The organism is Oleiphilus sp. HI0086 (genome assembly GCF_001635225.1).
The window spans coordinates 1-12,981 of record NZ_LWFZ01000145.1 but is presented as its reverse complement, the minus strand read 5'-3'; the positions used below and the strand labels follow the sequence as shown (position 1 = coordinate 12,981).

At 45.9% G+C, this 12,981-nt stretch carries 14 protein-coding genes; 9 read left to right on the top strand and 5 right to left on the bottom strand.

Going from position 1 to position 12,981, the window contains the following annotated elements:
- The 4 genes from A3756_RS02080 to bluB form a co-directional block, all read left to right on the top strand.
- A partial coding sequence (locus A3756_RS02080) for an adenosylcobinamide-GDP ribazoletransferase (protein ID WP_197481107.1) occupies nucleotides 1-447 on the top strand: 447 nt, incomplete at its 5' end.
- 20 nt (nucleotides 448-467) lie between these two features.
- Nucleotides 468-1,406 carry an adenosylcobinamide-phosphate synthase CbiB gene (cbiB, locus tag A3756_RS02075; protein ID WP_068552820.1) on the top strand — a complete coding sequence of 313 codons (939 nt, stop codon included), beginning with the start codon at nucleotides 468-470 and terminating at the stop codon, nucleotides 1,404-1,406.
- A gap of 8 nt (nucleotides 1,407-1,414) precedes the next feature.
- Complete coding sequence (locus tag A3756_RS02070) at nucleotides 1,415-2,539, top strand: aminotransferase class I/II-fold pyridoxal phosphate-dependent enzyme (RefSeq protein WP_068552818.1); 1,125 nt, start codon at nucleotides 1,415-1,417, stop codon at nucleotides 2,537-2,539.
- Nucleotides 2,540-2,551: 12 nt separating this feature from the next.
- Entirely contained in the window at nucleotides 2,552-3,268 is a 717-nt protein-coding gene (gene bluB, locus A3756_RS02065; RefSeq protein ID WP_068552817.1) for a 5,6-dimethylbenzimidazole synthase, read from the top strand.
- Here bluB and A3756_RS02060 read toward each other — a convergent pair whose 3' ends face one another.
- The 4 genes from A3756_RS02060 to A3756_RS02045 all read right to left on the bottom strand — a co-directional run bounded on the left by A3756_RS02060 (nucleotide 3,269) and on the right by A3756_RS02045 (nucleotide 7,635).
- Entirely contained in the window at nucleotides 3,269-3,970 is a 702-nt protein-coding gene (locus tag A3756_RS02060; RefSeq protein ID WP_082865041.1) for a hemolysin III family protein, read from the bottom strand.
- Nucleotides 3,971-4,052: 82 nt separating this feature from the next.
- Nucleotides 4,053-4,484, bottom strand: coding sequence for a secondary thiamine-phosphate synthase enzyme YjbQ (locus A3756_RS02055; protein ID WP_068552815.1), 432 nt, complete (start codon nucleotides 4,482-4,484; stop codon nucleotides 4,053-4,055).
- Between the two features lie 32 nt (nucleotides 4,485-4,516).
- Nucleotides 4,517-5,479, bottom strand: coding sequence for an NAD(P)-dependent oxidoreductase (locus A3756_RS02050; RefSeq protein WP_068508633.1), 963 nt, complete (start codon nucleotides 5,477-5,479; stop codon nucleotides 4,517-4,519).
- Nucleotides 5,480-5,589: 110 nt separating this feature from the next.
- Nucleotides 5,590-7,635, bottom strand: a complete 2,046-nt coding sequence (locus tag A3756_RS02045; protein WP_068552813.1) for an EAL domain-containing protein — start codon at nucleotides 7,633-7,635, stop codon at nucleotides 5,590-5,592.
- A gap of 230 nt (nucleotides 7,636-7,865) precedes the next feature.
- Between A3756_RS02045 and dcd the strand changes: the two genes are divergently transcribed.
- The 4 genes from dcd (at nucleotide 7,866) to A3756_RS02025 (ending at nucleotide 10,868) form a co-directional block, all read left to right on the top strand.
- Nucleotides 7,866-8,432, top strand: coding sequence for a dCTP deaminase (gene dcd, locus A3756_RS02040; protein ID WP_068508620.1), 567 nt, complete (start codon nucleotides 7,866-7,868; stop codon nucleotides 8,430-8,432).
- 33 nt (nucleotides 8,433-8,465) lie between these two features.
- On the top strand, nucleotides 8,466-9,116 hold the full coding sequence (locus A3756_RS02035) for a class II aldolase/adducin family protein (RefSeq protein ID WP_068508619.1): 651 nt from the start codon (nucleotides 8,466-8,468) through the stop codon (nucleotides 9,114-9,116).
- Between the two features lie 31 nt (nucleotides 9,117-9,147).
- Entirely contained in the window at nucleotides 9,148-9,750 is a 603-nt protein-coding gene (locus A3756_RS02030) for a DUF416 family protein (protein WP_068508616.1), read from the top strand.
- A 191-nt stretch (nucleotides 9,751-9,941) separates the two neighbouring features.
- Nucleotides 9,942-10,868 carry a hypothetical protein gene (locus tag A3756_RS02025; protein WP_068508614.1) on the top strand — a complete coding sequence of 309 codons (927 nt, stop codon included), beginning with the start codon at nucleotides 9,942-9,944 and terminating at the stop codon, nucleotides 10,866-10,868.
- Nucleotides 10,869-10,918: 50 nt separating this feature from the next.
- On the opposite strand, the gene A3756_RS02020 is transcribed toward A3756_RS02025, so the two are convergent.
- Entirely contained in the window at nucleotides 10,919-11,572 is a 654-nt protein-coding gene (locus tag A3756_RS02020; protein WP_068508613.1) for a TetR/AcrR family transcriptional regulator, read from the bottom strand.
- A 170-nt stretch (nucleotides 11,573-11,742) separates the two neighbouring features.
- Here A3756_RS02020 and A3756_RS02015 point away from each other — a divergent pair.
- Nucleotides 11,743-12,981 (top strand): acyl-CoA dehydrogenase family protein (locus A3756_RS02015; protein ID WP_068552811.1); only part of this gene is annotated, 1,239 nt, incomplete at its 3' end.

The window sequence follows — 12,981 nt, the reverse complement described above, 5'->3', positions numbered from 1 at the left end:
ACTCTGCGACTTCTGAAAGATCCAACATCTGGCCCAATTGCTATTGCAGCGACTGTTTTATTAATGCTTTTGAAGCTCTTAACTATTGAGCTAATCATCAATCAGGATATTTGGCTGCTTATCTGGCCCCTGGTATTTGCTCGCATCAGCGCCAGCCTGCTATTTGTTACCACACCCTATGCACGAAAAAGCGGTTTAGGAAGTGCAATTGCCGAGCACAAGCAAGATCACCAAGTTTGGCTTGGTTCTATCATCCTCATGCTCGCTTCCTGCTACTTTCTAGGCTGGGCAGTCATCATCCCCCTGCTATTCGTAAGCTGCTTAAGTTTCTACTACTTGCGCTCTCGCATGATGAAGCGGCTTAAAGGGTGCACAGGTGATACAGCCGGCGCCATGATCGAGATACTCGAATGCATCACCCTGCTAGTTCTCGTTGCCTGCCAATAAATATAACAAGGAAATAACACATGTACTTTTCAATTTGCCTCTTATTGGCCTTGTTCCTCGATAAGGTCTTTGGCGAAGCCAAGCACTTTCATCCTCTCGTTGGCTTTGGCAATCTCGCCACCGACCTTGAGCACAAGTTAAATAGCGGGTCCGGCAAACGGCTTAAAGGCATCATTGCACTGACATTCCTATTAGTGCCTACCGTTCTACTCGCTTTCTATTTGGAGTTACTTACACTCAGCGAACCGATCGCTCACGTCGCCTTTGCCTCGTTCGTCTTATATACAGCGCTAGGTTGGCAAAGCCTCAAAGAACATGCTGAAGCGATTATTGAACCTTTAACCAAAAGGCATCTAGGTGAAGCTCGGAAGAAAGTCGCTCGAATTGTTAGTCGTGACACCAAGCATTTAACGCCCGAAGACGTCGCAAGCGCCAGTACAGAGTCTGTACTCGAAAATGGTGCTGACGCAATCTTTAGCACTATTTTCTGGTTTATTGTTGGCGGCATACCGGGCGTTGTTCTTTTCCGCCTGGTGAATACTCTCGATGCTATGTGGGGCTATAAGAACACTCGCTACAAGGACTTCGGGTGGGCTGCTGCTCGCCTTGATGATGTAATGAACTACCTTCCGGCTCGACTGACTGCACTTAGTTATGCGCTATGCGGGCAAACACGCAGCGCTTTTCAATGCTGGAAAACACAAGGTAAATTATGGAAGAGCCCCAATGCAGGCCCAGTCATGGCTGCTGGAGCTGGTGCACTTGAATTAAAACTAGGCGGTAGCGCCTGCTATGACGAAACACTTGAACAGCGATCTACGCTTGGCCCTAAACATGGTCAAGCGGCTTGTGCGCAAAGCATTCAAGAAGCGCTCAAGCTGATTAAACGCAGTCTAATTCTTTGGTGTGCTGCACTTATTTTTCTTGAAGGCTACTTCTTTCTGATTCGTTTCTATTAGGCCCCAGGATGACAACGCAACAAACACATATTGTCCATGGTGGCGACTTAGTCAGCGCCTCGATTCGCTATAACATTCCCGAATCAGATTGGGTGGATCTGTCAACCGGCCTTAACCCGATCACTTATCCTTGCGATGACATTCCGGCAACCGTATTCTCTAGATTGCCTTACCCTAGCCCGGAATTCAGGAAAACAGTCGAAGGCTATTATGGCCCGCATGCCTACCGCTCACTTGCTGGTACTCAAGAGATTATTCAACAACTGCCTTTGCTATTAGCAGATCTTCCTGTGATCTTGCCGTCCCTGGGTTACCAAGAGCATCAGTGTGCGTGGACAAACAAAGGCGCTGAGATTAGTTTTTACGATGCCTGCATCTTATCCAAAGCTGACGCCATGATTGAGCGGCTGATTGAAGCTAACTCACAACAGCATTTACTTATTATCAACCCGAATAATCCAAGCGGGCTCATGATTCCTCTAGAGAGCCTGTTCTCCTGGGCTGCCATGCTCGGAACTGACGCAATGCTGATCGTGGACGAAGCATTTATCGATCTAACACCTAAAGCCAGCCTACTCTCACGCCCACCCCTGCCCGATAACATTTTAGTACTGAGATCTTGCGGCAAATTCTTCGGCTTAGGCGGTATTCGGGCCGGCTTCATATTTGGCTCACCTAAAAGTCTCTCTCGCATACAGTTTCCGAGCAACCCTTGGCCACTCAACGGCCCAGCTATGCACATATTAAGCAAGGCCCTGCCCGATCGATACTGGCAACATGCCAGCCGAAAGCGCATCCAAAAGAGCGCCCAAGAAATCCAAAGCTTATTTGCGCCCTTGGTTCACAACAAAGCGCTCAAACTATTAGCTGATAGAGGCCTGTTTATTAGCTTCCAAGGTAGCCCATCTTATCTCAGCGAACTCTATGAGTTCTTCGCAAAAGCAGGTATTCTCTTGCGCCTTATATCTGTGAACAACGATTTTGCCATGCTACGAGTCGGCCTTGTTGATCATTTGGATAAAACGAGCATTGAACGAATCCGGCAGTGTGTTGCCCAAGTTGCCAGCAAAAATGCCTTTGATTCGTTTATAAAAACCAGGCCTCGAAGGTCAATTTCTGAGCGTAACAAATAGAGTATTTTTTCAATGTCCGCCGAAGACCAGACTGTAAACTTTACGCACGATGAACGCGAAGCGCTCTATAAAACCATTTTTAATCGACGTGATGTCAGAGGAGAATTCAAGCCCGACCCGATTCCGGATGAGGTCTTGGCCCGCATATTGAAAGCCGCACATCATGCGCCCTCGGTTGGCTTTATGCAGCCCTGGAACTTTATGTTAGTTCGCTCAAAAACAGTTCGACAACAAGTACAAGAGGCTTTTACTGATGCCAATAACGAAGCAATGGAAATGTTTCCGGACAACAAGAAGCCCCTGTATCAGTCTCTGAAGCTCGAAGGAATTTTAGACTCACCGCTTAACCTTGTCGTCACCTGTGACCGTCAACGCGGCGGCCCTGTTGTGCTAGGCCGCACACATATAAAAAGCATGGACTTAAACAGCACCGTCTGTGCCGTTCAGAACTTATGGCTGGCAGCACGCGCTGAGAATGTAGGTATTGGCTGGGTTAGTATCTTTGATCAGGACAGAGTAAAAGCAATTTTAGGCATTCCCGAACATGTCGTACCTGTCGCCTACCTATGTATGGGCTATGTCTCTGAATTTAAAGTGAAGCCCGAACTCGAAAGCAAGGGGTGGCGAGAACGTCTGCCATTGGAGGACTTAATCTACTTTGATCAATGGCAGCAACAAAACCGTGACGACAGTCTAATAAAAGTTATCTCTGACCAGCCCGAAGTTTAATTATACAGCGACCTGAGGTGGCAAAACGTAGTAATAAACACTGAAGAAATGACAAATACTGCCCCCCAGTACAAACAGATGCCAGATTGCATGGTTATAGGGAATTCGTTCGACCAAATAGAAGACAACACCAAGAGTATAGATTATTCCGCCCAAAGCGAGTAAAAACACTCCTCCTTCCGGTACTGATGCGAGCAAATCCTCAGCACTTAGAATCACCAACCAACCCATAAGCAGATAGCTCGCGACGCGCAAAAGTGAAAACCGATGCTTGAAACGTATTTTCAAGAAGATACCGAAAAATGCAATGCCCCAAACAAGGGCTAATAAGCCCCAACCACCGACTTCTCTCATACTCACCATGAGGTAGGGTGTATAAGAACCTGCAATCAGGAGGTAAATAGCACAGTGATCGAACATCTTCAGCTTATCTTTTTTAACCGGGCATCGCTCGGCATGATAAAGCGTCGAAGCTAAGTATAAAGCCGTTAGACTCAAGCCAAATATACTAAAACTGGCGACTCTCCATACATCATCCATTGGAATTGCAGCGATTAACAAGACAAATAAACCCGCAATGCTTAATAGCACACCTAGCCCGTGAGTTAAGGTATTTAGCAACTCGTCTAAACTATGTTCCAGGGTTTCCACCCGCTTATTATCAACTGGCTGATCGCCCGTTTTGTCCACCACTTTGCTCATAATCACAACTTGCGCCTCAAATTTAAGTGTACACATGTTAGCTGAAGTTGGACAGAATAAGTAGTCTATTTTTTAACCATAGTTAAGTCTGACCCTGCATAGTGACTACTAACTTACGTGAACCAGCTTGATTTCTATGCTCCCCAAGATAAATCCCTTGCCACGCACCCATCGAGAACCTTCCCGAGTTAATCGGAATAGTTAAAGAGCAGCCTAGCAGCGAGGCTTTGATATGAGCGGGCATATCGTCAGAACCCTCGAGTATATGATCATAATAGGGTGCATTTTCCGGCACAAACTTATTAAAGTGCTTTTCCATATCACTGCGGACATCCGGGTCTGCATTTTCATTTAATGTGAGTGATGCTGAGGTATGTTGAATAAACAGGTTCGCTAGACCTATTGAAATCGTATTGAGCTCAGGTAAGGCTTGCTCAATTTCCCGAGTGATCAGATGAAAACCGCGGGAGCGGGCTTGAAGCTCAAGTTCTTTTTGTAGCCATACTGTGCTCATCGTTAAAGTCGCGCCCTCTTGATTCAAATTAACTAAACAATGTAAGCCTGGGGTTCTCCCTCGGCAAATCTTCTAATATTTGCGGCAGCTTTGTCCAACAAGCGCTGACGCGCCTCTTTACTCGCCCAAGCACAATGAGGGGTAACAATTAAGTTTGGAATTTCTCTATCCAGTAGTACATTTCCACCCTTAGGCGGTTCAACGGATAAGACATCTGTTGCTGCGCCGGCCAAGCGGCGTTCTTTCAATGCCTCGGCCAAAGCGTTTTCATCCACAATGCCACCTCGAGCAAGATTTAATAAATAGGCCGAAGGCTTCATTTTAGACAGGGCATTGGCATCGATTAGATTTGTAGTTTCATCACTCAGCAGGCAATGAATAGATAAGACATCAACTTGCGGCAATAGCTCTTCCAAAGCCAAGCGAGGATAGCCATCAACACTTTCCAAGCTTTGACCGGAACGAGCTGCCAGTATAACCTTCATGCCAAAGCCTTCGGCCATTTTTGCAACACCCTGTCCAAGGTCACCATAACCGAGCAGGCCAAGCGTCTTGCCTTCCAGTTCAACAATAGGGTAGTCCATCAAACAAAAAATCGGACTTGTACACCAGCGTCCATCTTGAACATCTTTAGCGTAATCCAATAAACGGTTTGTTAGTGCCAGCAACAAAGAAAAGGTATGCTGAACAATAGCCGGGCGCCCATACTGTGTGACATTACAGACCCTAACACCGGCCTCTTTAGCCGCTTGCAAGTCAATATTGTTCGTCCCTGTCGCCGTAACGGCTATCAGCTTTAGGCTGGGGTTACTTGTTATTTCTTTCTTCCCCAATAGCACTTTATTGACAACGACCACCTCAAAGCCTTTTATTCGTTCACAGACATTCGCTGATTCCGTCGTATCATAAGATTGATATTGGCTAAATGAAGACTCGATATCACTCAGGTCCAGACCATCTCCCATACTTGCTACATCAAGGAAAACCCCTTTCATCGCGCCACCTGCCTTAAGATCAATTTTGCTTCGCCAAGAAAAACGAGAGTATGTCATATCAAGCTAATTGATGACAAAAACCTGTTTAGGTACCCGAAGCTTTTTTCTTTCTAAGAGCTTGAGCTGACAATATGCGGTGTCTGTTGCCACTTTCGAATGAAGGCCGGGATTTCGGGTGCTGGGATTGGCTTAGAATAGAAAAAGCCTTGAGCATAATCACAACCAAGCCCGATTAATGACTCTTCCTGCTTCTTAGACTCGATACCTTCAGCCAAGACCTCGATAGATAAGCTATCAGCTAAGGTAATGATACTCTTGACCAGTGCTTGATCAGAGCTGTTGTTAATTAACTCATTGACAAACATACGGTCAATTTTAATCTTTGACAGGATATGGCTGAATTTTTTGATATAACCAAGAGACGAATAACCTGTACCAAAGTCATCAATACTGAATTTAAGCCCTGACTTAAGTAGCTGCTTAATACCCTTCATCACAACAGGGTCGTCGTCCAACATCAAACGTTCTGTTACTTCCAGCTCCACCCAATCCAAGGTTTGCAAAAATACCTGGTGATTATGCGTCCAGTCAGATAACTCGCGATGGTGAAAGTTAGTTGGGCTAAAGTTGATAGCAACGATAAATTCTTCATTGAAATCACTGCGCCACTCTTTAACCTGCGCAATGGCATGTTCAAATACCCAGATGTCGATATCAAATATCTGACCGGTTTTTTCGGCAACCGGAATAAACAAGTCCGGCCTAACCTTACCCAGGTCTTCATCTTCCCAGCGTAATAAGGCTTCGAAACCGGTAATACTCATATCGCGCAAATCAATCAAAGGCTGAAAATAGAGCTCTAGTTGATTATTAACGATCGCATCTTTCAATTTACTCTTAATCGTATTGTGCAACACGATGTTATACATCATTGACTGGTCAAAGAATGCAAAGGTATTACGGCCTGCTTCTTTGGCTTTATACATCGCGGTATCTGCACGACGAATCAAATCTTCAGTATTCTCGCCATCTTCAGGGTAAAGCACGACCCCGATACTACAACCTAATTGAAGCTGCGAGTCACTTAAGACAAAGTTTTCTTTAAAGGCCAATATCGTTTTATCAGCAACATCCTCAGCATCTGCGCGAGTGTTGCACTGAAAGCAAGCGATGAACTCATCGCCACCAAAACGGGCCACATAACCTCCGTAGCGAGTGATCAACTTCTTCAAGCGGGAAGCACTATCCAGCAGAATCTTATCGCCTGTACTATGCCCCAGGCTGTCATTCACCTCTTTAAAACCATCCAGGTCAATAAAAAAGATTGCCAGCTTCGAGTATTCGGCGTTTTCCTGCTGGTTAAGCATTTCATTTTTCAGGTGATATTCAATATGGCGACGGTTAGGCAAATTTGTCAGCATGTCGAAATTTGCCTGATGCTCTAACTGGTCTTCATAGGACTCTTTTGCCAAAGCAAACTCGGCAACCTGCTTTCGTCCCCGGTTCAAAGCTTCAACCAAGTCAGCAATTTCATCACTGTATTCGGGGCGATTCAGCACAATGGGCTTATAGGTTTTACTTGTTAGCTGAGCCGGCTGAACGGTTTCACGGCTAATTTTGGAAAGGTGGCGCGTCACTGCATTTTTAACAATCGTACTGAAAACAAAACTAATCAAACCGATCATCAAAGTGGAACTAATAAGGATCACGATCATCTGGTCTAATACAGACTCGGTAATCAACTCATCTTTCACATCAACTTCAATCTTACCCATATTCTGGCCGTTAAAGACCAAAGGGCTCGACAAACTTACTGGCAATTCAATATCCCCGTACTGATATTCATTGCCCAAGGCTTCTACAATTCTAACACCCTGAATTGAAGGCATACGATAGACGCCTTCCAGCAAGATATGAGTGCTATCCTGATCGACGTTCCATAAGCTTCTAGCTAACTGCTGATTAACGGCTTTGATGGTATCATTCGCTTCTTCGTAAACAGAAAGCCTTCCATCTTGATATTGTTTTACCAGCAATACCGATACCGTCACCACGGTAAAAAAGATACCGAGTGATACAAAATAAAAGGTCAAGCGGTGGCCCAGTTTCTTAAACCTTAAACCATGCTTCAACTTTTCTAGTGCGGAAAGGCCCAAAACCGTGTCCTACCTCTAGGTGAATTCGAAGAATCAATCTATCTACACTTTACATACAGCGTGATACAAGCTTAGACCATATTTTCAACAAACCTAGTAAGTCTGCTCGAAAAGTTAAGCCATCGTTGTAAGTAGATACTTTGCTTATATCTTAAGCAAAGGTATTATAGCCAGCTTTACGGAAGCATTACTTTGACAGCTTCTAAACTTTTTATTTGGAACAGCGAAACATGGCAATAAAGTCTGACAAGTGGATACGTAGAATGGCACAAGAGCAAGGCATGATTGAGCCATTCGAACCAGGGCAGGTTCGAACCGGTGAAAATGGCCGAATTATCTCTTATGGAACATCCAGTTATGGCTACGATGTTCGCTGCAGCAGTGAATTCAAGATCTTCACAAACGTCCACTCAGCAACCGTAGACCCTAAACAGTTTGATGAAAACAGCTTCGTCGATATTGATAGCGATGTTTGTATCATCCCACCAAACTCCTTTGCTTTGGCTCGAACTGTTGAGTACTTCAGAATTCCTCGTAGCGTCCTCACTGTTTGTTTGGGCAAATCTACTTATGCACGCTGCGGCATTATCGTTAACGTCACCCCATTAGAACCCGAATGGGAAGGTCACGTCACACTTGAGTTCTCTAACACCACCAATTTGCCAGCAAAAATTTATGCTAACGAAGGTGTTGCACAGATGCTGTTCTTCGAATCTGACGAAGTATGTGAAACAAGTTATAAAGATCGTGGTGGAAAATACCAGGGCCAGACTGGCGTAACGCTGCCGAAAACTTAGTTTAACTGCCTCTTCAAGTCTGAGAGAACACAAGTGGAGCAAGAAGGCGTTATCAAATATCAGCTGGTATTCGAGCATCGAAGCATCTCGATTGACGATACCAGTTTGGCTGAACTGAACCAATGCCGCCAACAAATGATGGCTCACGGGTTAATCGGCCAGGATGATAATCGCTATGAAGGCTATGGCTTTGGCAACCTATCACTGCGTTGCCAGTCAGACTCTAGCATTGAAGCGCCTCCTTCTTTCTGGATCAGCGGCACTCAAACAGGCCACCTTCCAACGCTATTCCCTCGGGATATATGCCTCGTAAACCAAAGCCACCCTGAGACAAATACAATACATGCAGAAGGTGAAACAAAGCCCTCATCGGAAAGTATGACGCATGGCGTCATCTATAAGCTTAGTGCCCGAATAAAAGCTGTGGTGCACGTTCACTCCACAGAAATATGGAAGCAACGTTCAGCGCTCAAGCTAGCTTCCACCCCCAAAGAAATACCTTATGGCACGCCAGAGATGGCAGAATCAGTGCGCCAACTATCCGCTCAATTATTACTATCTGAGAAGTCTATTCTCTTTTGCATGGACGGCCATGAAGACGGCGTTGTTGTGGCTGGTGAGTCTCTTTCTCAGTGCACCCAAACGCTAATAAACACTTTACATAGAGCAGCGACATACTCGTAAGCTTATACCAACTACCTGCAGGCTAGGCACAATGAACCGATTGAAGTTTCAAAAATCTCTCAACTCTCTTAGAGGCTGGCGTGAACGGGCATTTATGCTTGCAATAGCGGAACGCGCCCTTCCCAACGCCCTCCTATATCTTGACAGTATCGAGTCTGACAGCCCTTCAGACTCTCCACTCAAGCTTGCAGACATCGACAGCGCCTGGAACATGCTCATAATTGAGCAAGACGAAGAAGGTATTGTAGAGCTCCTCGATCTGACCCAGGCGAACATGCCTGATACCGAACAGAGCGAACATTATGGTGCCCTGCCAACTCACGATTGCCTAAGCATTCTAGAACAGGCTCTATTGGCTGGGATCAACGATGAAAAACCACGTGCATTGAGCGTTAGCCAACTGTCCTTGGAAACCATCACTCAGTTTATAGAGTTTTCCGAAGGCGACTCACTGAGCGAAAACCAGCTAATAAAGTTATTCGATTCACATCCGCTCATTGAACGCGAGTTTTCATTTCAAGCCGAACTGAGCGAGCTACTAAGATCTGCAAGCCACCCTGGAGAAGAACTGATTCTTGCCATTCGAGAGCTTGCTCAAGATGAAGGCATTAGTAATATCGGTATCAGCCTATAGACCTTAAGAGCCCTAATCTAGGGCTCTCAAAATTTGCAAGCAATTACTTGCAAAAAAATCTGCTAAATTATGTAAAAACTTCCTTGTCAATTCTACCGAAAAATTCTTTCTTCATTATAATTCCGCGCCTCCATCATTTTCTATATTGATCCATTTTCTTACTACATTTATATAACAGAGGTATCGCTTATATGATCGTTTTTACTGCCACCAATAGAGTCAACAACGAAGTTTATGTCGGCAGTGCAAGAGATAGTATGGAAGAACATTGGGCCAGACTGATCGTTCAGGCAGAAGAAGGTGGTTCAGGTGAGTTCTTAGACACTGTACGTGAATTCGGTGTTGATAACTTTACAGTAGAAACCTGGGCTTATGCTGACTCCCCTGCTGAATCCCGAGAGCTGGTTCGCGATGCCTGCGACGAGTTCAATGGCAAGCTTATCAAAACCGGACGTGCACCTGCCCCCACGGTAAATAAGGTTAATCAAGAAGTACATAGCGAGCCCAAAGCAATACAAGAAGCAAAGGCGACGAGTAAGGTAACATCAATCCATAAACAAAGCCCCGCGGCTAAGGCCGCCAGCAATACGCCTGAAGACAAGAGCAGCATTAGCCAAAATCGTAGCACAAAAAAAGAACACGGCCCTGTCACCAGCATCGATGTAAAAGCTTATCTTGCTGCCCAAGCAGAAACAGTCAAGAAAGAAGAAAAGAAAGCAGAAGTCGTCGAATTGCGAAAGTCTGATTCAACCAAAGACTTTGACGATATGAAAGCGGTCATGATGAATATCGAGATGAAGCGTCGGCAAAACCGCGCAGGTAGCAGCACTAAAACGAGTGCGCCGAAAACCAAAACATCCACTGCAAGCAAAACTAGCAATACCAGATTAAAGACCAACAAAGCTAAAACCAGCCCAGCTAAAGACAAACTACCAGAAGGACGTGTTGGCTCAGCTGCCAAGGAAAAGCGAATTAAAGAAGCCATCGCCAAAGAGAAAATGGAACGCGAAGCTGCACAGGCTGCCAAAGCGGCTGCAGAAGCAAAAGAAATGGCAGAAATTATGGCCAGACTTGACCAGCGTACGAAGGAAAAAGAAAGCCTACGTCGTAGGCGCTAGAAGCTGAGGCTCATCTCTTAAATGTTCAAACCTTTCAGGCTCAAAAGCGCTTAGGCGCGACGAACACCTGAAAGGCAAAAGCTCAATATTTCTTCAATCCATTCTTCGGGCTTGAATTCGCCAGGCGTTTGTTGGGCACTGGCGATAGAGCCAAGTAATGTTTCTGCCAATGCACCAACCATCGCACCAGCAGATATCAACGCATTCTGGGGTGCAAACTCATTTTTTTCGACTCCCTCTGTCACCAAGGCCTCAAATATCTCGGCATAGGCTCGTCGATATTTTAAGCGCTCTTGCTGAACCTTTGAGTCTACCGGTTCGGCTATCAAGGCATAAGCCAGACCACGCCCTTCTAAAGCTCTTCTAGAGAAAATCTCTAACGCCATTTTCAGACGTTGCTCACAGCTCAATGCCTCGCCTTCTTGCTGACCTTCGAGTTCATCTTCCACCTGAGGAAAAGCTGCTAGCTGTACATTCCTGACTTCTTTTTCAGTGGCCACCCGAAACACTTCTGCGCACAGTTCTGCTTTCGATGCGAAGTACTTATATACAGTACCGGTCGCAACATCTGCCCTTTCAGCCAACAAAGCAATGGTTAAAGACTGAAAACCTCCCGAAGCGACTAACTGCAAAGCAGTATCCAAGAGCAGTTTGCGCTGTGCTTTCTTTCTGGCTTCAGTTTTTTCTGTCGGGCGATATGCCATGGAATACTCTTTAGTTTTTCTCTTCACACGAGCTTATGAAGAGCTCTTAGAACTGGGTCCTTGAATTTTATCCTAAATGCGCAGAATTGACTATTGAAGCATCGCGTGATTCAATAGCACAAACAAATGAATACAAGTTCACTTTATCTAAAGGTACGGAGTAAGCGACCATGACCTCTTCTGAATCTTTCAAGCCGAGCAACGCCTATTGGCCAGAAACTCACACTGTCGAGAATCAACCCGAAGCATTGGAAAACTACAATGCCTATGAAGAAGATGCCGCACTCAAAGATGCAGTTAAAGCTCATCAAGGACAAGCTTACAGCGAGGATCTTTCACGTTTTGGCAGGGTCACCGGGTCAGCCGAAGTGCTTGAATGGGGCTTTCAGGCGAACGAGAATAAACCGGTATTCTTTACTCACAACCGCCATGGTAAGCGTATCGATGAGGTACGCTTCCACCCTTCTTACCACCAACTCATGGCGCTCTCAATTAAGGAAGGCATCCACTCTTCCCATTGGACTAAACCTGGCCCAGGCGCTCATGTCGCACGTGCCGCCAAGAGCTATATGATGAGCCAGGTTGAAGCAGGTCATGGCTGCCCTATAACTATGACTTCTGCCGCTATTCCGACACTAAAAAGGCAGCCAGATATCTATGACATATGGGCCCCCAAAGTTATGCATCGAGAATATGACTACCGAAATGTCAGCCATGAAGAAAAGGCAGGCCTCACAATAGGTATGGCAATGACCGAGAAACAAGGTGGTTCCGATGTTAGACAAAACAGTACGCGCGCCTTTGCAATGGGTGCCCAGGGACCCGGACAGGTTTACGAACTAATCGGGCACAAATATTTTGTGTCAGCCCCCATGTCAGACGCATTTTTAGTACTCGCCCAAACTAGTTCGGGTGTTTCTTGCTTCTTGGTGCCACGCTGGCGACCCGATGGCAGCAAGAATCCGATGCAAGTACAACGCCTGAAAAATAAAATGGGGAACGTCTCCAATGCTTCCAGTGAGACTGAGCTACGCGGAGCAATGGGGTGGATGATCGGCGAAGAAGGTCGAGGTGTATCGGTAATTTTAGAGATGGTTGCCATGACCCGCTTTGACTGCATGATTGGCACCTCGGGCATGATGCGCCAGGCAATCTCCCAAATCACTCATCACTGCCGCCAACGCAAGGTGTTTGGCAATACACTCGATAAACAACCACTCATGCAAAATGTACTCGCCGACCTGATTATTGAGCACGAAGCAGCTACGGCTTTAAGCATGCGCATGGCGAGGGCACTCGACTTAAGCAGTGAACACGAGCAGGAAAAACATTTAGTGCGCATGGGAACTGCTATCGGCAAATACTGGATCTGCAAGCGGGCCCCCGGCCACGCCTATGAAGCAATGGAG

Coding starts and splice junctions, on each gene's coding strand:
- cbiB (WP_068552820.1), top strand. CDS start 468: ATGTACTTTTCAATTTGCCTCTTATTGGCCTTGTTCCTCGATAAGGTC.
- A3756_RS02070 (WP_068552818.1), top strand. CDS start 1,415: ATGACAACGCAACAAACACATATTGTCCATGGTGGCGACTTAGTCAGC.
- bluB (WP_068552817.1), top strand. CDS start 2,552: ATGTCCGCCGAAGACCAGACTGTAAACTTTACGCACGATGAACGCGAA.
- A3756_RS02060 (WP_082865041.1), bottom strand. CDS start 3,970: ATGAGCAAAGTGGTGGACAAAACGGGCGATCAGCCAGTTGATAATAAG.
- A3756_RS02055 (WP_068552815.1), bottom strand. CDS start 4,484: ATGAGCACAGTATGGCTACAAAAAGAACTTGAGCTTCAAGCCCGCTCC.
- A3756_RS02050 (WP_068508633.1), bottom strand. CDS start 5,479: ATGAAAGGGGTTTTCCTTGATGTAGCAAGTATGGGAGATGGTCTGGAC.
- dcd (WP_068508620.1), top strand. CDS start 7,866: ATGGCAATAAAGTCTGACAAGTGGATACGTAGAATGGCACAAGAGCAA.
- A3756_RS02030 (WP_068508616.1), top strand. CDS start 9,148: ATGAACCGATTGAAGTTTCAAAAATCTCTCAACTCTCTTAGAGGCTGG.
- A3756_RS02025 (WP_068508614.1), top strand. CDS start 9,942: ATGATCGTTTTTACTGCCACCAATAGAGTCAACAACGAAGTTTATGTC.
- A3756_RS02020 (WP_068508613.1), bottom strand. CDS start 11,572: ATGGCATATCGCCCGACAGAAAAAACTGAAGCCAGAAAGAAAGCACAG.